21 protein-coding genes are annotated in these 21,864 nt (G+C 60.7%); 15 read left to right on the top strand and 6 right to left on the bottom strand.

All coding sequences use genetic code 11. The features are described 5' to 3' along the window. Positions 1-379: 379 nt before the first annotated feature. Both IB246_RS08010 and IB246_RS08015 read right to left on the bottom strand, forming a co-directional pair. On the bottom strand, positions 380-1,873 hold the full coding sequence (locus IB246_RS08010) for a CoA-acylating methylmalonate-semialdehyde dehydrogenase (RefSeq protein ID WP_008031364.1): 1,494 nt from the start codon (positions 1,871-1,873) through the stop codon (positions 380-382). Between the two features lie 64 nt (positions 1,874-1,937). Next, positions 1,938-3,287: an aspartate aminotransferase family protein gene (locus tag IB246_RS08015; protein ID WP_008031362.1), complete on the bottom strand. Its 1,350-nt coding sequence runs from the start codon at positions 3,285-3,287 to the stop codon at positions 1,938-1,940. 124 nt (positions 3,288-3,411) lie between these two features. On the opposite strand from IB246_RS08015, the gene IB246_RS08020 reads away from it, so the two are divergent. The 6 genes from IB246_RS08020 (at position 3,412) to IB246_RS08045 (ending at position 9,918) form a co-directional block, all read left to right on the top strand. Further along, positions 3,412-4,332 carry a LysR family transcriptional regulator gene (locus IB246_RS08020; protein WP_008031360.1) on the top strand — a complete coding sequence of 307 codons (921 nt, stop codon included), beginning with the start codon at positions 3,412-3,414 and terminating at the stop codon, positions 4,330-4,332. A gap of 206 nt (positions 4,333-4,538) precedes the next feature. Next, positions 4,539-5,189, top strand: coding sequence for a TetR/AcrR family transcriptional regulator (locus IB246_RS08025; RefSeq protein ID WP_008031358.1), 651 nt, complete (start codon positions 4,539-4,541; stop codon positions 5,187-5,189). 7 nt (positions 5,190-5,196) lie between these two features. Beyond that, complete coding sequence (locus tag IB246_RS08030) at positions 5,197-5,778, top strand: IMPACT family protein (protein ID WP_008038774.1); 582 nt, start codon at positions 5,197-5,199, stop codon at positions 5,776-5,778. Between the two features lie 530 nt (positions 5,779-6,308). Continuing rightward, positions 6,309-7,874 carry an ABC transporter ATP-binding protein gene (locus IB246_RS08035; RefSeq protein ID WP_008038772.1) on the top strand — a complete coding sequence of 522 codons (1,566 nt, stop codon included), beginning with the start codon at positions 6,309-6,311 and terminating at the stop codon, positions 7,872-7,874. Positions 7,875-7,885: 11 nt separating this feature from the next. Beyond that, the gene (locus IB246_RS08040) at positions 7,886-8,992 is read left to right on the top strand and encodes an ABC transporter permease (RefSeq protein WP_008038771.1); all 1,107 of its coding nucleotides are present in this window, start codon (positions 7,886-7,888) and stop codon (positions 8,990-8,992) included. Beyond that, positions 8,992-9,918, top strand: a complete 927-nt coding sequence (locus IB246_RS08045) for an ABC transporter permease (RefSeq protein ID WP_008031350.1) — start codon at positions 8,992-8,994, stop codon at positions 9,916-9,918. Before IB246_RS08040 ends, IB246_RS08045 begins: the two co-directional genes overlap by 1 nt. Before the next feature lie 49 nt (positions 9,919-9,967). Here the strand turns inward: IB246_RS08045 and IB246_RS08050 are convergent, their stop codons facing one another. Beyond that, on the bottom strand, positions 9,968-10,399 hold the full coding sequence (locus IB246_RS08050) for a hypothetical protein (protein WP_008038770.1): 432 nt from the start codon (positions 10,397-10,399) through the stop codon (positions 9,968-9,970). Positions 10,400-10,481: 82 nt separating this feature from the next. Here IB246_RS08050 and IB246_RS08055 point away from each other — a divergent pair, with 82 nt between their 5' ends. From IB246_RS08055 to IB246_RS08080, 6 genes are all read left to right on the top strand, one after another. Next, the gene (locus tag IB246_RS08055; protein ID WP_008038769.1) at positions 10,482-10,832 is read left to right on the top strand and encodes a MerR family transcriptional regulator; all 351 of its coding nucleotides are present in this window, start codon (positions 10,482-10,484) and stop codon (positions 10,830-10,832) included. Positions 10,833-10,857: 25 nt separating this feature from the next. Continuing rightward, positions 10,858-11,544: an SDR family oxidoreductase gene (locus tag IB246_RS08060; RefSeq protein ID WP_008038768.1), complete on the top strand. Its 687-nt coding sequence runs from the start codon at positions 10,858-10,860 to the stop codon at positions 11,542-11,544. A 259-nt stretch (positions 11,545-11,803) separates the two neighbouring features. Further along, positions 11,804-13,162, top strand: a complete 1,359-nt coding sequence (locus IB246_RS08065; protein WP_008038767.1) for an 8-oxoguanine deaminase — start codon at positions 11,804-11,806, stop codon at positions 13,160-13,162. Between the two features lie 351 nt (positions 13,163-13,513). After that, entirely contained in the window at positions 13,514-14,596 is a 1,083-nt protein-coding gene (locus tag IB246_RS08070; protein ID WP_008038766.1) for a BMP family ABC transporter substrate-binding protein, read from the top strand. Positions 14,597-14,737: 141 nt separating this feature from the next. Then, positions 14,738-15,703, top strand: coding sequence for an isopenicillin N synthase family dioxygenase (locus IB246_RS08075; RefSeq protein WP_008038765.1), 966 nt, complete (start codon positions 14,738-14,740; stop codon positions 15,701-15,703). 81 nt (positions 15,704-15,784) lie between these two features. Beyond that, the gene (locus IB246_RS08080; RefSeq protein WP_008031333.1) at positions 15,785-16,738 is read left to right on the top strand and encodes an adenosine deaminase; all 954 of its coding nucleotides are present in this window, start codon (positions 15,785-15,787) and stop codon (positions 16,736-16,738) included. Between the two features lie 123 nt (positions 16,739-16,861). On the opposite strand, the gene IB246_RS08085 is transcribed toward IB246_RS08080, so the two are convergent. Next, complete coding sequence (locus IB246_RS08085; protein WP_008038764.1) at positions 16,862-17,596, bottom strand: ArsR/SmtB family transcription factor; 735 nt, start codon at positions 17,594-17,596, stop codon at positions 16,862-16,864. Positions 17,597-17,912: 316 nt separating this feature from the next. Beyond that, positions 17,913-18,842: a LysR family transcriptional regulator gene (locus tag IB246_RS08090; RefSeq protein ID WP_008038763.1), complete on the bottom strand. Its 930-nt coding sequence runs from the start codon at positions 18,840-18,842 to the stop codon at positions 17,913-17,915. A 118-nt stretch (positions 18,843-18,960) separates the two neighbouring features. Here IB246_RS08090 and IB246_RS08095 point away from each other — a divergent pair, with 118 nt between their 5' ends. The 3 genes from IB246_RS08095 (at position 18,961) to IB246_RS08105 (ending at position 20,602) form a co-directional block, all read left to right on the top strand. Continuing rightward, entirely contained in the window at positions 18,961-19,254 is a 294-nt protein-coding gene (locus tag IB246_RS08095; RefSeq protein ID WP_008038762.1) for a putative quinol monooxygenase, read from the top strand. A gap of 29 nt (positions 19,255-19,283) precedes the next feature. After that, positions 19,284-20,297: a zinc-binding alcohol dehydrogenase family protein gene (locus IB246_RS08100; protein WP_008038761.1), complete on the top strand. Its 1,014-nt coding sequence runs from the start codon at positions 19,284-19,286 to the stop codon at positions 20,295-20,297. A 134-nt stretch (positions 20,298-20,431) separates the two neighbouring features. Further along, on the top strand, positions 20,432-20,602 hold the full coding sequence (locus IB246_RS08105; protein WP_008038760.1) for a hypothetical protein: 171 nt from the start codon (positions 20,432-20,434) through the stop codon (positions 20,600-20,602). Between the two features lie 8 nt (positions 20,603-20,610). Here IB246_RS08105 and IB246_RS08110 read toward each other — a convergent pair whose 3' ends face one another. Continuing rightward, positions 20,611-21,807: a multidrug effflux MFS transporter gene (locus IB246_RS08110; RefSeq protein WP_008031320.1), complete on the bottom strand. Its 1,197-nt coding sequence runs from the start codon at positions 21,805-21,807 to the stop codon at positions 20,611-20,613. Positions 21,808-21,864 lie beyond the last annotated feature (57 nt).

Genomic DNA, 21,864 nt, shown 5'->3' on the forward strand with positions numbered 1-21,864 from the left:
AAGTTTCCTTTGCAACTTCAACCACTTGCGCTTCCGATCTCTCGTTAGCGGGAGGCGAATTCTACAGCGTTACTCGCTGCTGTCAACACCTCTTTTTCTCCGCTTTCGACCGAGAAGATCGAACCGTTAAAAGAGCCACACAACACCGCTCTTTCAACTCCTTCTGGGCTTCGATGACCTGAAGCAACTCACTGCCGAAAACTGCGTAACTCTTTGTTTACCAAGGAGTTTTCCGTTTCGACTGCGCCGGAAGTGGGGCGAATTATAGACTTCCAGAATCTGCCGTCAACACCTATTTTCACATTTCTGTCATACGGGTCAAAAAAGCCCGAAAACACGAAGACCGAGCCCCAAGGGGCTCGGCCTTCTTCCCTTCTACTTACAAGCTAGGGAATGCGAATTGCGATGCTTCATGGCTCGCACGCTGTGGCCAGCGCTGAGTAATGGCCTTGCGACGGGTGTAGAAGCGCACGCCATCCGGGCCATACGCATGCAGATCGCCGAACAGCGAACGCTTCCAGCCGCCAAAGCTGTGATAAGCCACCGGCACCGGCAACGGCACGTTGACGCCAACCATGCCGACTTCGATCTCATCGCAGAACAACCGCGCCGCCTCGCCATCACGGGTAAAGATGCAGGTGCCGTTGCCATACTCGTGATCGTTGATCAGTTGCATCGCCTCTTCCAGGCTGTTCACCCGGACAACGCACAGCACTGGCCCAAAGATCTCTTCTTTATAGATACGCATCTCTGGCGTGACGTTATCGAACAAGCAACCGCCCAGGAAGAAACCTTCTTCATGACCGGCGACGCTCAGACCACGACCATCCACGACCAGGGTTGCACCGGAGGCAACGCCGTCTTCTACATAGCCACTGACTTTGTCACGAGCCTGACCGGTAACCAACGGCCCCATGTCCAGACCACAAGTGGTACCTGCGCCAATCTTCAATGCCTTGATCTGCGGAGTCAGCTTGGCCACCAACGCATCGGCCACCTGGTCGCCAACACACACGGCTACCGAAATCGCCATGCAACGCTCGCCGCAAGAACCGTACGCCGCACCCATCAGAGCGCTGACGGCGTTATCCAGATCCGCATCCGGCATCAGCACCGCGTGGTTCTTCGCGCCGCCCAGTGCCTGAACGCGTTTGCCGCGCTTGGTGCCTTCGGCGTAGATGTATTCGGCAATCGGCGTCGAACCGACAAAGCTCAACGCTTTGACTTCCGGCGCTTCGATCAGCGCGTCCACTGCAGCCTTGTCACCATGCACCACGCTCAACACGCCTTTCGGCAGACCGGCTTCCAGCAACAACTGAGCGATCAACAGCGTCGAGCTTGGATCACGCTCGGAAGGTTTGAGGATGAAGCAGTTGCCGCAGACGATTGCCAGCGGATACATCCACAGCGGCACCATCGCCGGGAAGTTGAACGGAGTAATACCGGCGACCACGCCCAATGGCTGGAAGTCCGACCAGGCATCAATGTTCGGGCCGACGTTACGGCTGTATTCACCCTTGAGGATTTCCGGTGCCGCACACGCGAACTCGACGTTCTCGATACCGCGCTTCAATTCACCGGCAGCATCTTCCAGCGTCTTGCCGTGTTCTTCGCTGATCAGTTGGGCGATACGTGCTTCGTTCTGTTCCAGCAGTTGCTTGAAGCGGAACATTACCTGCGCACGTTTGGCCGGCGGAGTATTGCGCCAGGCCGGGAACGCAGCCTTGGCCGAGTCGATGGCTTTCTGGATGGTTTCGCGGCTGGCCAATGGCAGTTTGTGAATCGCCTGGCCAGTAGACGGGTTGAACACGTCGGCCGTGCGACCGTCTTCGGTCACCAGTTCACCGTTGATCAAATGCGGGATAAGGCTCATGCGGGGCTCCAGAAAAGTTGTCCACAGGCGCCCGTCAACGGGCGCCTCTATATAGAAGGGGAAATCAGTCGATTTTGTTCAGCACTTCGCCGACCGCGTCAAACAGACGATCAAGGTCTTGCGGCTTGCTGTTGAAGGTTGGGCCGAACTGCAGGGTGTCGCCGCCGAAGCGCACGTAGAACCCGGCTTTCCACAGTGCCATGCCCGCTTCGAACGGACGCACGATGGCATCGCCGTCACGAGGCGCGATCTGGATAGCACCGGCCAGCCCGTAGTTACGAATGTCGATGATGTTTTTCGAGCCCTTCAGGCCGTGCAGTGCATTTTCGAAATGCGGTGCGACGTCGGCCACGCTCTGCACCAGGTTTTCCTTCTGCAGCAGGTCGAGTGCGGCAAGACCAGCAGCGCAAGCCACCGGGTGCGCGGAATAGGTGTAGCCGTGCGGGAATTCCACGGCGTACTCAGGCGTCGCCTGGTTCATGAAGGTCTGGTAGATCTCGGAGCTGGCAATCACTGCGCCCATCGGGATCGCACCGTTGGTGACTTGCTTGGCGATGCACATCAGGTCCGGGGTCACGCCGAAGCTGTCAGCACCGAACATCGAACCGGTACGGCCGAAACCGGTGATCACTTCGTCGAACACCAGCAGGATGTTGTGCTGATCGCAGATCTCGCGCAGACGCTTGAGGTAGCCTTCAGGCGGAACCAGCACGCCAGCGGAACCGGCCATTGGCTCGACGAATACAGCGGCGATATTCGAAGCGTCATGCAGCTCGATCAGTTTGAGCAACTCATCGGCCAGAGCGATACCGCCCTCTTTTGGCATGCCGCGCGAGTAAGCATTGCTCGCCAGCAAGGTGTGCGGCAGGTGATCGACGTCCATCATCGCCTGACCGAAGATTTTGCGGTTGCCGTTGACGCCGCCGAGGCTGGTGCCGGCGATGTTCACACCATGGTAACCACGGGCGCGGCCGATCATTTTGGTTTTGGTCGCCTGGCCTTTCAGACGCCAGTAAGCGCGGACCATCTTCACCGCAGTGTCAGCGCACTCGGAACCCGAGTCGGTGAAGAACACGTGATTCAGATTGCCCGGCGTCAGGTCAGTGATTTTCTCCGCCAGTTGGAACGACAGCGGATGACCGTACTGGAAGCCCGGCGAGTAATCGAGCGTGCCCAGTTGCTTGGCAACCGCGTCCTGGATTTCCTTGCGGGTGTGCCCGGCGCCGCAGGTCCACAGACCGGACAGCGAATCGTAGACCTTGCGACCCTTGTCGTCCGTCAGCCAACTGCCTTCAGCCGCCACGATCAGTCGCGGATCGCGCTGGAAATTTCGGTTGGCGGTGTAGGGCATCCAGTGAGCATCGAGCTTGAGCTGGCTGGCCAGGGAGTTCGGGGCGTTTTCAGGCAAGTTCATGGGCAAAACCTCGCAAGGCAATAAGCGGCGTGGAGATGAAAAGCGTTCTTGCAGCTAAATTGCCACGGGGATAAAGTCGGTGAAATCCAACTTTTCTAACGTTCAGTCAGGCCAGCGCTAAACTATGAGCACTCGACGCCCCGATCCGCTGGCACAAGTCAGCGACTTTGATATCCGCTTGCTGCGGATTTTTCGCAGCGTGGTGGAATGCGGCGGTTTCTCGGCGGCGGAGTCGGTGCTCGGGATCGGCCGCTCGGCGATCAGCCAGCAGATGAGCGACCTGGAACAGCGCCTCGGCCTGCGCCTATGCCAACGAGGTCGCGCCGGGTTTTCCCTGACCGAAGAAGGCCGCGAGGTGTATCAATCGGCATTGCAGCTATTGAGTGCGCTGGAAAGTTTCCGCACCGAGGTCAACGGCCTGCACCAACACCTGCGCGGCGAATTGACCATCGGCCTGACCGACAACCTGGTCACCCTGCCCCACATGCGCATCACTCACGCGTTGGCGCAATTGAAGGAGCGCGGGCCGGACGTGCAGATTCAGATCCGCATGATCGCGCCCAATGAAGTCGAGCAAGGCGTGCTCGACGGCCGCTTGCATGTCGGCGTAGTGCCGCAGGCAAGCGCCCTGTCGGGGCTGGAATATCAGCCGCTCTACAGCGAACGTTCGCTGCTGTATTGCGCGGTTGGTCATCCGTTGTTTTATGTCGACGACAAACAACTGGACGATGAGCGCCTCAACAGTCAGGACGCCATCGCCCCGACCTTCCGCTTGCCGGCCGAGATTCAGGCGCATTACCAGGCACTCAATTGCACCGCCAGTGCGTCAGACCGCGAAGGCATGGCGTTTCTGATTCTCACCGGGCGCTACATCGGTTACCTGCCGGACCACTACGCCAGCCTCTGGGTGCAGCAAGGGCGCTTGCGTGCGCTGAAACCGACAGCACGGTTTTATGACTTGAGCCTTGCATCGGTGACACGCAAGGGACGTCGCCCGCATCTGGTGCTGGAAAGCTTCCTCGAAAGCCTGGCCGCGACCCGTTGAACAACCGAAGAAACTGTGGGAGCGAGCCTGCTCGCGATGGCGTCAGTTCAGCCACCATCAATGCTGAATGTTAAGCCGCCATCGCGAGCAGGCTCGCTCCCACAGGGATTTTGGTGGTCAGGTTTTATCGTGTCGGGACTTGTCTGGAGCCTGTGGTTGCGCTATCAACGCATTGGTTGCACCCACCCACCTGTTCGGAAGTGCCTATGACCTTTGAAGTCCCCGCTCACGGCGGCAAACCTGCCAGCCGCATTCGTCAGAAGAACGAAGAGACCATCATCAAAGCCGCCGAAGACGAGTTCGCCCGTCACGGGTTCAAAGGCACGAGCATGAACACCATCGCCCTGAATGCCGGGTTGCCCAAGGCGAACCTGCATTACTACTTCACCAATAAGCTGGGGTTGTACGTGGCGGTGTTGAGCAACATCCTTCAGTTGTGGGACAGCACCTTCAACACCCTCACCGCCGAGGACGATCCGGCCGAAGCGCTGACGCGCTACATTCGCGCCAAGATGGAATTCTCCCGCCGCCAGCCGCAAGCCTCGCGAGTCTTCGCCATGGAAGTGATCAGCGGCGGTGAGTGCCTGACCGAATATTTCAACCAGGATTACCGCGCCTGGTTCCAGGGCCGGGCGGCGGTGTTTCAAGCGTGGATCGACGCTGGCAAAATGGACCCGGTCGACCCGGTCAACCTGATCTTTCTGTTGTGGGGCAGCACCCAGCATTACGCCGACTTTGCCACGCAGATTTGCCGGGTCAGCGGCCGCACCAAGTTGACCAAGCAAGACATGGAAGACGCCGGCGACAACCTGATCCGCATCATTCTCAAAGGCTGCGGCCTGACTCCAGCCATTTAAGACTCTTATGCCTTTTACCCTCAGCGACTTTTGCGAATACCGCGAAGAGATTCGCAAAAGCCGCTTCATCACCTTCGCCGCACCGATCAGCAGCCCTGCTGAAGCCCAGGTGTTCATCGAGCAGCACAGCGATCTGAACGCCACGCACAATTGCTGGGCGTGGAAACTCGGTGCCCAATACCGCAGCACCGATGACGGAGAGCCTGGCGGCACCGCCGGGCGCCCGATTCTGGCGGCCATCGATGCACAGGATTGCGACCAGGTCGCGGTGCTGGTGATCCGCTGGTATGGCGGCATTCAACTCGGCACCGGCGGCCTCGCCCGGGCGTATGGCGGCGGCGCGAACAAGTGCCTGCAAGCGGCACCGAAAATTGAGCTGATCAGCCGCGTACCGCTGAGTTGCGCCTGCGGGTTTGGCGAACTGACGCTGGTGAAACTGCGGGTGGCCGAACTTGGCGGGTTGGTCGTGGAGGAAACGTTCACGGCCAACGGTGTGGAGCTGAAATTGGCGATGGGCGAAGCGCAGATCAACACCCTGCAAACGCAACTGGCCGATTTGAGTCGCGGGCGCATTCTGTTGCAGCGCTGAGCGCACCAACAACGCTCAACGCCCTTCCATCGATCCCGTGTATTTGCCCACATCTACTGTGCACCCGGCTGTGGATAACCTGAGCACATACCGCTGTAACCCTTCTGTCATGCGGCTTTGCGGGCATTGCTCACTTTTTGTCCAATACGCCTTCAAAAAGACTAAATCCACGTAAAAACAATCAGTTAGCGTGGTTTATCGCCTTTAGAAGAAAGCCGCTCAGTGCTTATGCCCGAGCTTTGCGCTTGCGCACAAATACTGTGGAGCAATCTGTGGATAACCCGTTCATGGCTGGCGCGACCCCATATCCGGCATGGCTTGCAAAGGGTTGCTCGTTTTTTGACCAAATCGGCCTGCGCAAAACCGGAGCCTGATCTACTGCTTCGCCCTTATGTGGTGCTGCGTCGGGATCGAAATGTGGCGAAGCGGCGCGCCCGATGCCTTGGCCGGCAAGCATTTTCAATTTTCCTGACTCAATGGCCAGGAAATTGCTTTATCCACAGGCACAACTCCATCGACCCGAGCCTGTCATGCCCAACCCCGTGCCGATCCCCGACCAAACGCCTCGCCTGCAACTGCGCAGAATCAGCAAACGCTACCCGGGTTGCCTGGCCAACGATGCCATCGACCTGAGCATTGCGCCCGGCGAAATCCATGCGCTGCTCGGCGAAAACGGTGCGGGCAAAAGTACGCTGATGAAAATCATCTACGGCGTCACCCACGCTGATTCTGGCGAAGTGATCTGGCAAGGCCAGCACGTGACCATGCGCAACCCGGCTCAGGCTCGCGGTTTGGGAATCGGCATGGTGTTCCAGCACTTCTCGTTGTTCGAAACCCTCAGCGTGGCGCAAAACATTGCGCTGGCGATGGGCGCGGCCGCCGGTACACCGAAACAACTTGAGCCAAAAATTCGCGAAGTGTCCCGGCGCTACGGCATGGCATTGGAACCGGAGCGACTGGTCCACAGCCTGTCGATAGGCGAACGCCAGCGGGTGGAAATCATTCGGTGCCTGATGCAGGACATCCGCCTCCTGATTCTCGATGAACCGACCTCGGTGCTGACCCCGCAAGAGGCCGACGAATTGTTCGTCACCCTGCGCCGGCTCGCGGCCGAGGGCTGCAGCATCCTGTTTATCAGCCACAAGCTCGGTGAAGTGCGCGCGTTGTGCCACAGCGCCACGGTGCTGCGCGGCGGTCGTGTGGCCGGGCATTGCGTGCCGGCGCAGTGCTCGGATCAGCAACTGGCGAAGTTGATGGTCGGGGAAGCGGCCGATCTGATCACCGATTATCCGAAGGTCGTGGGCGGTGATGCATTTTTGAACGTGAGCGCATTGTCGTGGCACAACCCCGATCCGTTTGGCTGCTCGCTGAAGGACATCGACCTGCACGTACGCCGTGGCGAAATCGTCGGCATCGCCGGGGTGGCAGGCAATGGCCAGGATGAGCTGCTGGCGCTGCTCAGTGGCGAACAACGCCTGCACCGCAATGACGGTGCAACCCTGCGTTTTGGCGGGCAAGCGGTGGCTCATTTGCCGCCGGATGCCCGCCGAAAACTCGGCTTGGCCTTCGTCCCTGCCGAACGGTTGGGGCACGGTGCGGTGCCGGAATTGAGCCTGGCCGACAACGCCCTGCTCAGCGCCTTTCAACAAGGCCTGGTGCGCAACGGGCTGGTTCGGCGGACCAAGGTCAAAGCACTGGCCGAAGAAATCATCCGCCGCTTTGGCGTCAAGACACCCGATGCGCAAACGCCGGCCCGCAGTCTGTCCGGTGGCAACTTGCAGAAATTCATCCTCGGTCGGGAGATTCTTCAGCAACCGAAACTGCTGGTGGCCGCACACCCGACCTGGGGCGTGGACGTCGGCGCCGCCGCGACCATTCACCGAGCGCTGATTGCCTTGCGCGATGCCGGCGCAGCGATCCTGGTGATCTCCGAAGACCTCGACGAACTGTTCCAGATCAGCGACCGCCTCGGCGCCTTGTGCAGCGGACGCTTGTCGCCGCTCAGGGCGACCGTCGACACCCGACTGATCGACGTCGGCGGCTGGATGGCCGGCCAGTTCGACGCCCCTCAATCACTTGCCCCCGCAACGGTTTAACGGAGTTTCACATGCTGCTTTCCCTCGAACCCCGTGGCCAGCAATCGCGCTTGATGCTGTGGTGCTCGCCGTTACTGGCGGCGGCCCTGACATTGGCCTGCGGCTCGCTGCTGTTTCTCGCGCTAGGCCATGACCCGTTGCTGACCTTGCACACCTTACTGATCGCCCCGGTCAGCGACTTGTATGGCGTCTCCGAATTGTTGGTCAAGGCGTTGCCGATTCTGCTCTGCGCCTTGGGTCTGGCCGTGGCGTATCAGGCGCGGATCTGGAACATCGGCGCCGAAGGCCAGTTGCTGCTCGGCGCGCTGGCCGGCAGTGCGTTGGCGGTGAACATCATCGGTCTGCAAAGTCGCTGGGCATTGGTGTTGATCCTGCTCGTCGGCACGCTGGCCGGCGCGGCGTGGGCCGGGCTGACGGCGTGGCTGCGCACGCGCTTCAACGCCAATGAAATCCTCACCAGCATCATGCTCAATTACATTGCCCTGAACCTGCTGCTGTTCTGTGTGCACGGGCCACTGAAGGATCCGGCCGGGTTCAACTTTCCGGAGTCGGCGATGTTCGGCGATGCCAGCCGTTTGCCGTTGTTGATGGAGGACGGTCGGGTGCATGCCGGCGTTTATTTTGCCCTGCTCGCGTTGGTGACGGTGTGGGTGTTGCTGCAGAAAAGCTTTGTCGGGTTCCAGATCAAAGTGCTCGGGCTGGACAAGCGTGCGGCGGGTTTTGTCGGGTTCCGCGAGAAACGGCTGATCTGGCTGGCGCTGTTGGTCAGCGGCGGATTGGCGGGGCTGGCCGGCGTGTGTGAAGTCACCGGGCCGATTGGTCAGTTGGTGCCGCAAGTCTCGCCCGGCTATGGCTACGCCGCGATCACCGTGGCATTTCTCGGGCGGCTCAATCCGATCGGCATTCTGTTTTCCAGCCTGTTGATGGCATTGCTGTACATCGGTGGCGAGAACGCGCAGATGAGCATGAATCTGCCGCAAGCGATCACGCAATTGTTCCAGGGCATGATGCTGTTTTTCCTGCTGGCCAGTGACGTGCTGATTCTCTACCGACCGCGTTTGCATTTGCGCTGGACGCGTCGTGCATCAGCCACCGTCGTACAAGCAGGAGCGCTGTGATGGATATCGATCTGTTGAGCAATATTTTCTACGCCATGGTGCGCTGCGGCACGCCGTTGCTGTTGGTGGCGCTGGGTGAATTGATCTGTGAGAAGAGCGGCGTCCTCAACCTCGGCCAGGAAGGCATGATGCTGTTTGGCGCGGTGATCGGTTTTATCGTCGCGCTGAACAGCGGCAACCTGTGGCTGGGCGTGTTGCTGGCGATGCTCGCCGGAATGTTGCTGTCGTCGCTGTTTGCGTTGGTGGCGCTGGTGTTCAACGCCAATCAGGTGGCCACCGGGTTGGCGCTGACGATCTTTGGTGTGGGCCTGTCGACCTTTGTCGGTGCGGCGTGGGTCGGTAAACCGCTGGCGGGTTTTGAGCCGGTGGCGATCCCTTTACTGAGCGAGATCCCGCTGATCGGGCGGATGCTGTTTGCACAGGATCTGCTGGTGTATCTGTCGTTCGCGTTGTTTGCGCTGGTGGCGTGGGTGATTGTGAAAAGTCGTGTCGGGCTGATCATTCAGGCCGTCGGCGAAAACCCGGATGCGGCCAGTGCGATGGGCTTGCCGGTGTTGGGCGTACGGACGCTGGCGGTGCTGTTCGGCGGCGCGATGGCGGGTTTGGCCGGGGCGTATCTGTCGCTGGCCTACACGCCGATGTGGGCGGAGAACATGAGCGCCGGTCGCGGCTGGATTGCCCTGGCGCTGGTGGTGTTTGCCAGTTGGCGGGTGTGGCGATTGCTGCTGGGGGCGTATCTGTTCGGGCTCGCCAGCATCCTGCACCTGGTGGCGCAGGGGTTGGGGCTGGCGATCCCGTCGAGTCTGCTGGCGATGCTGCCGTATGTCGCGACGATTGTGGTGTTGGTGCTGCTGTCGCGGGATGCCGTGCGCACACGGTTGTATGCGCCGGTGTCGTTGGGGCAGCCTTGGCAGGGTGGGCATTAGGGGTTGTCTGCTCCGGCCCCTTCGCGGGCAAGCCTCGCTCCTACGGGTGTTATGCAAATCCTGTAGGAGCGTGGCTTGCCCGCGAAGGCGTCCGCACTGGCAACACCTGAGCCACGCCCCACGCCAATTCAAAAACCAGAAAAATCACCAACAGCGAACTGGCGCCATGGAGCAAGGCATAGAGCTGCCAAGTAGAGAACAGGAATCTGCCCACCGCGTCATACCGGCCATAAACCTGCTGCGGATCACGAATCCGCAGCACCGACCACACGCACACGATCGAGCCCAACAGGTTCGCCATCAACATGTGCATCGGCTCAAACGCCGGCAGTTCGCCGGGCAAATTCAAAGCCTGACTCAAACCCGCCAACAACCCATGCAACGCAGTAAAACTCCACGGCGTGACAAACGCCGCCGTCACGATCAAGTCATACCAGGCGCTGCCCCGCACCACGCGGCGATATTGCGTTGAAGTCCACATCGGCACTGCTCCATAAATTCAGGGAGCAACAAGCCTAAAGCCTGGAGTATGCTCCAGGGTCAAGCCCTCTCGAGACATCAACATGCGCATCGGTGAATTAGCCCAGGCCAGCGCCGTCAGCCGCGACACGCTGCGCTTCTACGAGCAGCGCGGATTGATCGCGGCGCAACGCAGCGCCAACGGTTATCGCGAATATCCGGATGACATGGTGCAACTGGTGCTCTACATCAAGACCGCTCAACGGCTGGGCTTTACCCTCGGCGAGATCGGCAACAGCGTCGCCGCGTTGTGGCGGTCGCCCGATCCGGACAGCGCCGTCACGCAATTGCTGCAAGACAAACTCAAACTGATCGAAACCCGAATGGACGAACTCGGCGCGTTGCGCAACGAGTTGCAGCAACGGCTCGGGCAACGTTGTCCATTAAATCCGTGATCCTCATTCATCAAGGAAGCCACACATGTCCACGGCAAAAACCGCACTCATCATCGGCGCCTCCCGGGGCCTGGGCCTCGGTCTGGTGAAAACCCTGCTGGCCGACGGCTGGCAAGTCACCGCCACCGTGCGCAACCCGCAGAACGCCGACGCCTTGCAGGCGCTGGGCAAGGTGCGGATCGAAAAACTCGACATGGATGATCAGCAGGCCGTCATTGCCCTGAGTCAGCAACTCAAGGGCGAAGTGTTTGATCTGTTGTTCGTGAATGCCGGGGTAAAAGGCCCTGACGTGCAGACGCCGGGCGGTGCGACGCTGGCTGAAGTGGGTCAGTTGTTCTTCACCAATGCGGTGGCGCCGATCAACCTGGCACAACGTTTTGTCGGGCAGATTCGCCCGGACAGCGGCGTGCTGGCGTTCATGAGTTCGGTGCTCGGCAGCGTGACCATGCCGGACGCGCCGGAACTGGCGTTGTACAAGGCGAGCAAGGCGGCATTGAACTCGATGACCAACAGCTTTGTGACGCAATTGGGCGATCAGAAACTGACGGTGCTGTCGCTGCATCCGGGCTGGGTGAAAACCGACATGGGCGGTGAAGGCGCCGATATCGACGTGGAAACCAGTGTGCGCGGGTTGGTGGATCAGGTGAATGCTTACACCGGCAAGGGCGGGCACCACTTCGTGAACTACAGGGGTGAAAACATTCCCTGGTAAACGCCGTCAATCCACTGTGGGAGCGAGCCTGCTCGCGATGGAGTGTCAGTCTACGCCGATGCAGCTGACCCACCATCGCGAGCAGGCTCGCTCCCACAGGTGCGCGTTCCACACGAGGTTCAGTCGTCTGGCCGGACTTGCCTGCAACTGGGTTTTGTTTGACACTGCGTACCTCGTCCTCGCGGCGACCCTGGATCAGCAGACAGGGTAATCACTGAGCTGGCTAACCTGAACCCAACTTTCAGAGGAGCCGGCCAACATGCCTGCGACCCGTACCTGGTTAAAAAACCCCCTCGCGATCTTCACTGCCAATGGCCTCGATGCCCGTGGCGGCCTGGTTGTGCAAGACGGCTTGATCGTCGAAGTGCTCGCCGCCGGCCAGCAACCGTCCGCCCCCTGTGGACAAGTATTCGATGCTCGCGAGCATGTGATCCTGCCGGGGCTGATCAACACCCATCACCACTTCTATCAAACCCTGACCCGCGCCTGGGCGCCGGTGGTCAATCAACCGTTGTTCCCTTGGCTGAAAACCCTGTACCCGGTCTGGGCACGCCTCACCCCTGAAAAACTCGCCCTTGCCACGAAAGTCGCGCTGGCCGAGTTGCTGCTGTCCGGCTGCACCACCGCAGCCGATCACCATTACCTGTTCCCGAAAGGCCTGGAAAACGCCATAGACGTGCAAGTCGAAAGCGTCCGCGACCTTGGCATGCGCGCCATGCTGACGCGCGGTTCCATGAGCCTGGGCGAGAAGGACGGTGGCCTGCCCCCGCAGCAGACCGTACAGGAAGGTGAAGTGATCCTCGATGACAGTCAGCGCCTGATCGCCGAGTACCACGAGCGTGGCGATGGCGCGCAAATCCAGATCGCCCTGGCGCCGTGCTCACCGTTTTCGGTGACCCCGGAAATCATGACGGCCAGCGCCGAACTGGCGAACAAACTCGACGTGCGCCTGCACACGCACCTGGCGGAAACCCTCGACGAAGAAGACTTCTGCCTGCAACGCTTCGGCCTGCGCACCGTGGATTATCTGGACAGCGTCGGCTGGCTCGGCCCGCGCACGTGGCTGGCGCATGGCATCCACTTCAACCCGGATGAAATCGCCCGCCTCGGCGCGGCCGGCACTGGCATTTGCCATTGCCCGAGCTCGAACATGCGCCTCGCGTCCGGCATCTGCCCGACGCTGGAGCTGACCGCCGCCGGCGCGTTGCTGGGCCTCGGCGTGGATGGCTCGGCGTCCAACGATGCGTCGAACATGATGCTCGAAACCCGTCAGGCGCTGTACATCCAGCGGCTGCGTTATGGCGCCGAGAAGATCACGCCGGAATTGGTATTGGGGTGGGCGACCAAGGGTTCGGCGAGTTTGCTCGGGCGCACCGATATCGGTGAACTGGCGGTGGGCAAGCAGGCGGACCTGGCGTTGTTCAAGCTGGATGAGCTGCGGTTTTCCGGTAGCCATGACCCGGTTTCGGCATTGCTGTTGTGTGGTGCGGATCGGGCGGATCGGGTGATGGTGGGAGGCAAGTGGCGAGTGATCGACGGGCAGGTTGAGGGGCTGGATCTCAAAGGCTTGATCGCCGATCACAGCCAGGCGGCCCGGCAGTTGATCGCTGGCGTCTGATCGGACGCCTTCGCCGGCAAGCCGGCTCCTACAGGTTATGCGCGATAACTGTAGGAGCCGGCTTGCCGGCGATGCTTTTTAAAGCCCCAATGGTGATGTTGACCACCGACTGACTGCGGGCGTTTCGTGACACCTCAGCGCACCAGTGGATGGCAGCCGGTTTGGCCTGTGCACTTTATTGGCCTTGCGGGCCTCTTCGCGGGCAAGCCTCGCTCCTACAAAAGCAACGCCGACCTGTAGGAGCGAGGCTTGCCCGCGAAGGCCATCGCACGGCTTCGGATATTTGTTGTCCTGTTGGTCAGTAATTTGCATTACCCCCTCCAACCTCAAAACAAAATGGAGTGGGAATTCATGCATAAACGTCCGTTGAAGAAGCTGCTGTGCGCCGTCGCTGCAACCTTCGGTCTGAGCGCCAGCCTGACCGCCAGCGCCGCTGACCCGCTGAAAGTCGGCTTCGTCTACATCGGCCCGATCGGTGATCATGGCTGGACGTATCAGCATGAACAGGGACGCAAGGCGCTGGCCGAAAAATTCGGCTCGCAGATCACCACCCAGTACGTGGAAAACGTCGCCGAAGGCGCCGACGCCGAGCGGGTGATCCGCAACATGGCCAAGGACAACTACGACCTGATCTTCACCACCTCCTTCGGCTACATGAACCCGACCCTGAAAGTCGCGAAACAGTTTCCCAAGGTGACCTTCGAGCACGCCACCGGCTACAAGCAGGACAAGAACCTCGGCACCTACCTGGCGCGCACCTATGAAGGTCGCTACGTCGGCGGCTTCCTCGCGGCGAAAATGACCAAGACCAAAAAGATCGGCTACGTCGCCTCGTTCCCGATTCCGGAAGTGATCCGCGACATCAACGCCATTCAACTGGCCCTGAACAAATACAACCCCGGTACCGAGATCAAAGTGGTGTGGGTCAATTCCTGGTTCGACCCGGGCAAGGAAGCCGACGCCGCCAACGCGTTGATCGATCAAGGCGTGGATGTGGTGTTCCAGCACACCGACAGCCCGGCGCCGATCCAGGCCGCCGAGCGTCGCGGGGTGTATGCCGTGGGCTACGCTTCGGACATGGCGCACTTCGGGCCGAAAGCGGTGTTGACCTCGATCGTCAACGACTGGGCTCCGCACTACATTCAGGCGACCCAAAGCGTGATCGAGCATGCGTGGAAGTCGCAGGATTACTGGGGCGGCTTGAAGGAAGGCACGGTTGAACTACCGATCAGCGACCTCGTGCCGGCGCCGGTGAAAGCCGAGGCCGAACAGATCATCGCAGACATCAAGAGCGGTGCGCTGCATCCGTTTACCGGGCCGATCAAGGATCAGGCGGGCGTGGAGAAAATTGCGGCGGGCGCGACGGCGAGCAACGCGGAACTGGCCTCGATGAATTACTACGTTGAAGGCATGAAGGCCGAGATACCGAAGTAACCCTCAAGCCCAACACCCCCCCCTGTAGGAGCCGGCTTGCCGGCGATGAGGCCATAAAATTCAACATCAATGTTGAACAGGACGCCGCCATCGCTGGCAAGCCAGCTCCTACAAAAGCTCATTCCATCTCAGGAACGCAGTATGAACAGCCTCCCCATCATCGACATCGCCCCGCTCTACAGCGATGACCAGACCGCCTGGCAATCCGTCGCCACACGCATCGACTGCGCCTGCCGCGAGTGGGGCTTTTTCTACATCAAGGGTCACCCGATCAGTGCCGCACGCATCGACGCCGTGCTTGATCACGCCCGACGCTTCTTCGCCCTGCCCGCCGCCGAAAAGCTCAGCATCGACATCACCCAGACCCGACACCATCGCGGCTACGGCGCCATCGCCACCGAACAGCTCGACCCGAACAAGCCCAGCGACCTGAAAGAAACCTTCGACATGGGCCTGCACCTGCCGGCCGATCACCCGCAAGTGCTGGCAGAAAAACCGCTGCGCGGCCCCAACCGTCATCCCTCGATGCCCGGTTGGGAAGCGCTGATGGAGCAGCATTACGTCGACATGCAGGCGCTGGCTCAAACCCTGTTGCGCGCGATGACGATGGCGCTGAACATCGAGCGCGACTTCTTTGACACGCGCTTCCATGAACCGGTCAGCGTGCTGCGGATGATCCACTACCCGCCGCGCCACACCGCCAGCTCCGCAGATCAGCAAGGCGCCGGCGCCCACACCGATTACGGCTGCATCACCCTGCTGTATCAGGACGCGGCCGGTGGCCTGCAAGTGCGTAACGTGCAAGGCGACTGGATCGACGCCCCGCCCATCGAAGGCACTTTCGTGGTCAACCTCGGCGACATGATGGCGCGCTGGAGCAACGACCGTTATCTGTCGACGCCGCACCGGGTGATAAGCCCGCTGGGTGTGGACCGTTATTCGATGCCGTTCTTCGCCGAGCCGCACCCCGACACGCGCATCGAATGCCTGCCCGGTTGTCAGGATGCCCTTCACCCGGCGAAATACCCGGCCACCACCTGCGCCGAATTCCTGCTCTCGCGCTTCGCCGACACCTATGCTTATCGGCGAGAGCAAGAGGCGGGGTAATGAACCTCTTGGTCAGGTTTTACCAATTGTTGCAGTCAGCACCTGTAGAATGCCGGCATTGCACCTGATGAGATTTCAACAATGTACGATTGGCTGAACGCCCTGCCCAAGGCAGAACTGCACTTGCACCTGGAGGGCTCGCTGGAGCCCGAGTTGCTGTTCGCCCTGGCCGAACGCAACAAGATCGCCCTGCCGTGGAGCGATGTCGAAACCCTGCGCAAGGCGTACGCCTTCAACAACCTGCAAGAGTTTCTCGACCTGTATTACCAGGGCGCCGACGTGCTGCGCACTTCGCAGGATTTCTACGACCTGACCTGGGCCTACCTGCTGCGTTGCAAGGCGCAGAACGTGATTCACACCGAACCGTTCTTCGACCCGCAGACCCACACCGACCGTGGCATCCCGTTCGAAGTGGTGCTCAACGGCATCGCCGCCGCACTGAAGGATGGCGAGCAGCAACTGGGCATCACCAGCGGTTTGATCCTGAGCTTCCTGCGTCACTTGAGCGAAGAACAAGCACAGAAAACCCTCGATCAGGCGCTGCCGTTCCGCGATGCGTTTGTGGCCGTCGGCCTGGACAGTTCGGAAATGGGTCACCCGCCGAGCAAGTTCCAGCGCGTGTTTGATCGCGCCCGCCACGAAGGCTTCCTGACCGTCGCCCACGCCGGTGAAGAAGGCCCGCCCGAGTACATCTGGGAAGCCCTCGACTTGCTGAAAATCCAGCGCATCGACCATGGCGTACGCGCCATCGAAGACGAGCGCCTGATGCAGCGGATCATCGACGAGCAGATCCCGTTGACCGTGTGCCCGTTGTCGAACACCAAGCTCTGCGTGTTCGATCACATGTCCCAGCACAACATTCTCGACATGCTTGAGCGCGGCGTGAAAGTCACGGTGAACTCGGACGACCCGGCGTACTTCGGCGGGTATGTGACCGAGAACTTCCATGCGCTGTACACCGATCTGGGCATGACCCAGGATCAGGCCAAACGCCTGGCGCAAAACAGCCTGGATGCGCGGTTGGTCAAACCGTAAAACTCCGCAGTTCCCCTGTGGGAGCGAGACCGGCTTGCCGGCGATGGCGATGTGTCAGACACGAATTTGTCCACTGACACGCCGCCATCGCCGGCAAGCCGGTCTCGCTCCCACATTGGTGTACTACAACGCCATTTCCAGCTCGGTTTCCTTGGCGAAGCGATGGATTTCACGCTGCCCCGTCGCGGTGACGTGCAAGGCTCGCGAATCGTTCGGCAAACTCAGCCAACCGGACTGCATGAACAATTGCAGCAACGCCGCGCCGAGTGAACCGCCCATGTGCGGACGTCTTTCGCTCCAGTCGGGGCAAGCGCAAGCGGCTCGACGGGTGCTGTGCGCCAGCGCCTGGACGTACACACCGCGCTTGGCCAATTGCGTGGCGCCCTTGTGGGTGATCGACACCCGCTGCTCGAACTGTTCGATCCAGCCCGTATCCAGCAAACGCTGGTAAAGATCGGCGGCCAAAGTGCCCCCCAAATGATCGTCGCAGAGTCGTGCGCGCAACAGCGACGAAGGTGCCGCCTGAGGTTTGGAGAGAGGTGCGGCGCGTTTGAAAACGTCCGGCATGCCCCGGGGCGTGCTGGCAATCGTCGCACTGGCCAGTGCTTCTATCGCAGCGCCGACTTCGGGCGCGGCCAGGCGAAAAAACCGCTTGCGGCCACGGGTTTCGACTTTCAACAGACCTCCGGCGGACAAACGCCCCAGGTGTGCACTGGCCGAAGACGGTGACAGGCCGGCCAGCAAGGCCAGCTCTTCGGTTTGTCGCGCAGAGCCGTCCATCAAGGCCCACATCATTGCGCTGCGCTTTGGGTCAGCCAGCAACGTGGCGATCTGGCTGATGCAAGGTGCATGTTCCATGTATTCACTCCCTGTTGAATCGTTTCGTCTACTGCTCAGAGACATCTTGACCAGTAATGTGTCGTCGGCCAAGACGCGGAAACCGCGACAACCCGGGCAAAGCCACCCACTCACACAAGCCATTGCCTTGAGGGTTTTGCAAAGGCTCGGCGATCGACTGCGGGCCTGGCCGACTCGAACGCGGACTCGCCAAGGCGAGATCGACCGTGCGTACCTGAGGCGAGCGCTAGTATATGCGTGTTAACCGTCGGTTCCTGCCCTCTGAAAACCCTTGGTGGTGATAGTTCCTGAGTGAAATTTCGCTTTTTACCTGCGACTAATGATCGGTGACCGCCAATACCGGAAATTGACTACTTAAACCGGCGCATCGGCTGGCGAGCATTTCCCGCAAAAGGTTCACCGGCTTACTCAATTGTGCGCGATGGGCGCACAGCAAATTCAGCGGTGCGCGCTCACAGATCAGCTCCGGCATCAGCACTTTCAAGCGACCGGCCAACACATCGGCGGCAACATCCAGCCAGGATTTGTAGGCGATCCCGGCGCCCGCCACGGCCCACAGGCGCACCACATCGGCGTCGTCACTGAAACGGTCACCGCTGACGGTCAGGCTGACTTCGCGTTTGCCATCGTGAAAACTCCAGTGATCGTGAACCCGGCTGCCAAGCATGAACAGCAGGCAATTGTGCTGCGCCAGTTGCTCCAGTTGCCGCGGCTCGCCGTGTCGGGCCAGATAGCTCGGCGCGGCACACAGCACGCGGCGGTTGTTCGGTGCGATGGGCAGCGCCACCAGGCTTGAGTCTTCCGGCTCGCCGTAGCGCAGAGCGATGTCCACCGGCTGGCGGAACAGGTCGGCGATGCGGTCGCCCAGCAGCAGGCGCACCGTGAGCTTCGGATGCTCGCGCTGGAACTCGTCCAGCCACGGCAGCAACAGGTTGCGACCGAAATCCGACGGTGCCGACAGCTGCAACACTCCGCTGACCTGGTCCTGACCGCTGGCCAGCAAGCGGCGACCCTCATCGAGGTTGCTCAGGGCCGCCCGGGCGTATTCGAGAAACCCCTCGCCCTCGGCGGTCAGGCGCAGGCTGCGGGTGGAGCGGGCGAGCAACCGCGCACCGAGTTGCTGTTCGATGCGCTTCAACGCCGCACTGGCCACCGCCGCCGACATGTCCATCCCCCGCGCCGCCGCCGACAGACTGCCCAGGTCCGCCGCCCGGACAAACAACTGCAAGTCATCGAAACGCAGCATTTCCAGCCTCGATTATCAAAAAAATATTGAAAGAGACTGCTCTTTTAGCGGGTTTTATCTTGCAGAGAAATAGCCAATCATCTGCCCCATCGAAATCACCCCGTTATCGGAGTCGAACATGTCCCAGCCGTTTACCGCCATTGCCACCCTGATCGCCAAAACCGGTCAGCAAGACGCCCTCGAACAGCACCTGCGTGCACTGCTGGAACCGACCCGCGCCGAAGCCGGTTGCAGTCAATACGATCTGCATCAGGACCTGGCCAATCCGCAGGCCTTCTACATGATCGAGCAGTGGAGCAGCGACGAAGCGCTGCAAGCCCATGACGCCAGTGCACACATCCAGCATTTTCGTGCCACGGCCGGCGACCTGATCGAGCATTTCGATCTCAAACGCCTGCGCGTCGTGGCCTGATTTTCTTAAATACTTTTGCGGAGCCTTTCATGAAAGCCATTGCCTACTACGCCTCGTTGCCGATCAGCGACACCAACTCCCTGCAAGACATCGAACTGCCAGAGCCGGTTGCCGGCCCGCGCGACCTGTTGGTGGAAGTCAAAGCCATCTCGGTCAACCCGGTGGACACCAAAGTCCGCCAGAATGTGCAGCCTGAAGGTGGCGCGGCCAAAGTGCTGGGCTGGGACGTGGCCGGTGTGGTCAAGTCGGTCGGCAGTGAAGTGACGTTGTTCAAGGCCGGCGACAAGGTGTTCTACGCCGGCTCCATCGCCCGCGCCGGCGGGAATAGCGAGCTGCACGTGGTGGACGAGCGGATCGTCGGCCACATGCCGAAAACCCTCGGTTTCGCCGAAGCCGCCGCGCTGCCGTTGACCGCGATCACCGCGTGGGAATTGTTGTTCGAACGCCTGCAAGTGCGCGAAGGCAACACCGATGAAGGCCAGAGTTTGCTGATCGTCGGTGCGGCCGGCGGTGTCGGTTCAATCCTTACGCAACTGGCCAGCCAGCTCACCGGGCTGAAGGTCATCGGCACCGCGTCCCGTGCACAAACCCAAAGTTGGGTGCGTGAGCTGGGCGCCGATCTGGTGATCGATCACAGCCAACCGCTGAGCGAAGAGCTCAAACGTGCAGGCGTGAACTCGGTGACCCACGTCGCCAGCCTGACCCAGACCGATCAGCATCTGGATCAATTGGTCGAGGCGTTGGCGCCGCAGGGCAAACTGGCGCTGATCGATGACCCGAAGGCGCTGGACGTGACCAAGCTCAAGCGCAAGAGCCTGTCGCTGCATTGGGAGTTCATGTACACCCGCTCGCTGTTCGAAACCGCGGACATGATCGAGCAACACAAACTGCTCAACCGCGTGGCAGCGCTGATCGATGCCGGGACGTTGAAAACCACGGTGGGCGAGCACTTCGGAACGATCAACGCGGCGAATTTGCGACGTGCGCATGAGCTGCTGGAGAGCGGCAAATCCAAGGGCAAGATTGTCCTCGAAGGCTTCTGAAACAGATTGATACAAGTGTCGTCCGAATGGACGACACCGTCAGTCCGAAGGTTGACCGCTGTCATCATTGTGGTCGTATTCGGGTCTACAATCGTGTCCTCTGCGATGCAATCTTTTAACCGAGGAGGTCAGCAATGAAGATCCTGATAAAAGAATTGGCAAAATCCCAGTGGCAGGTCCGCCTGGACCAACACGCGGTGACGTTCCGTAGCGAAGCCGAAGCGCGCGAGTTCACCCGAACCCTCGAAGCACGATTGCACGCCCCTCATCAGATTCCCGTCCAGCAGCAACGCGCTGCCGGCTGAGACCTTCCTCACACCTGGGCTTTCACCAATGCCCGGGCATTTTGCAGACGCCGGGTGAGCATCGCTATGCTCACCACCAGAACTCCGCACAGGCTGATGACCATGGCCATCGGCATGGCGCTGCCGTCGTACAAAATACCCACGAGCGACGCGGCTCCGGCGGCGACGCTGAATTGCAGGCAACCGAGCATTGCCGACGCACTGCCGGCGCGCGCGCCCTGCCCGTTCATGGCGCAAGCCGAGGCGTTGGGCAGGATGCAACCGAGGCTGGCGATGCAGATAAACAGCGGAATCAGCAGCGGCCACAATTGCTCGGTGTGCAGCGAACTGACCGCGAGCAGCGTCAGGCCCGCCGCGAGGTAGATCCATACGGTGCGCGCCAGCAGGAACGCCGGGCCACGCTTGGCCAGCAACCGTGCGTTGACCTGCGCCACCAGAATGAACCCCGCCGCATTGGTGCCGAACAACCAGCCGAAGTGCTCGGCCGGCACGCCGTAGAGTTTGATGAAGACGAACGGCGAACCGGCGATGTAGGCAAACATCCCGGCGATGGCAATACCACCGGTCAGGGCGTGGCCGAGGTACACCGGGTCCGACAACAGCCGACCGTACTGACGTAGCGCTCCCGACAAGGGCTGACGTGGCATATTCGCCGGCATGCTTTCCGGCAAGCCGAGCGCCACGGCCAGCCCGGCCAATGCACTGAAACCGGTCAGCACCAGGAAGATCGACTGCCAGCCCGTGGTGTTGACCAGCAACCCGCCGAGCATCGGCGCGAGAATCGGTGCCAGGCCCATGACCAGCATCAGTTGTGAAAAGACTTTCGCCGAGCCCACCGCATCGCATTTGTCACTGACGATCGCCCTTGAAATCACCATCCCCGCACAACCGCCCAGCGCCTGGACGAACCGCGCACCGAGCAGCCATTCCAGGTTCGGCGCATAGGCGCACGCCAGGGACGCGACGGTGAACAGACCGACACCCGTCAGCAACGGAATACGCCGACCAAAACGATCCGCCACCGGGCCGTACATCAGCTGACCGATGGACAAACCGAGGAAATACGCCGCCAGCGTCAGTTGAACGTGCTGTTCATCGGTGCCGAACGCCAGCGCCATGGCCGGAAACGCCGGCAGATAGAAATCGATTGCCAACGGGCCAAAAGCGCTAAGTGCGCCAAGAATCAAAATGGTACGGAAGTTCATCGGGTATCCAGTGGGACGGAGGTCGGCGGGCACACAGTCTAGCCGCGCATCGACGCC

The sequence above is a fragment of the Pseudomonas sp. PDM01 genome (assembly GCF_014852325.1).
Classification (GTDB): Bacteria; Pseudomonadota; Gammaproteobacteria; order Pseudomonadales; family Pseudomonadaceae; genus Aquipseudomonas; species Aquipseudomonas migulae.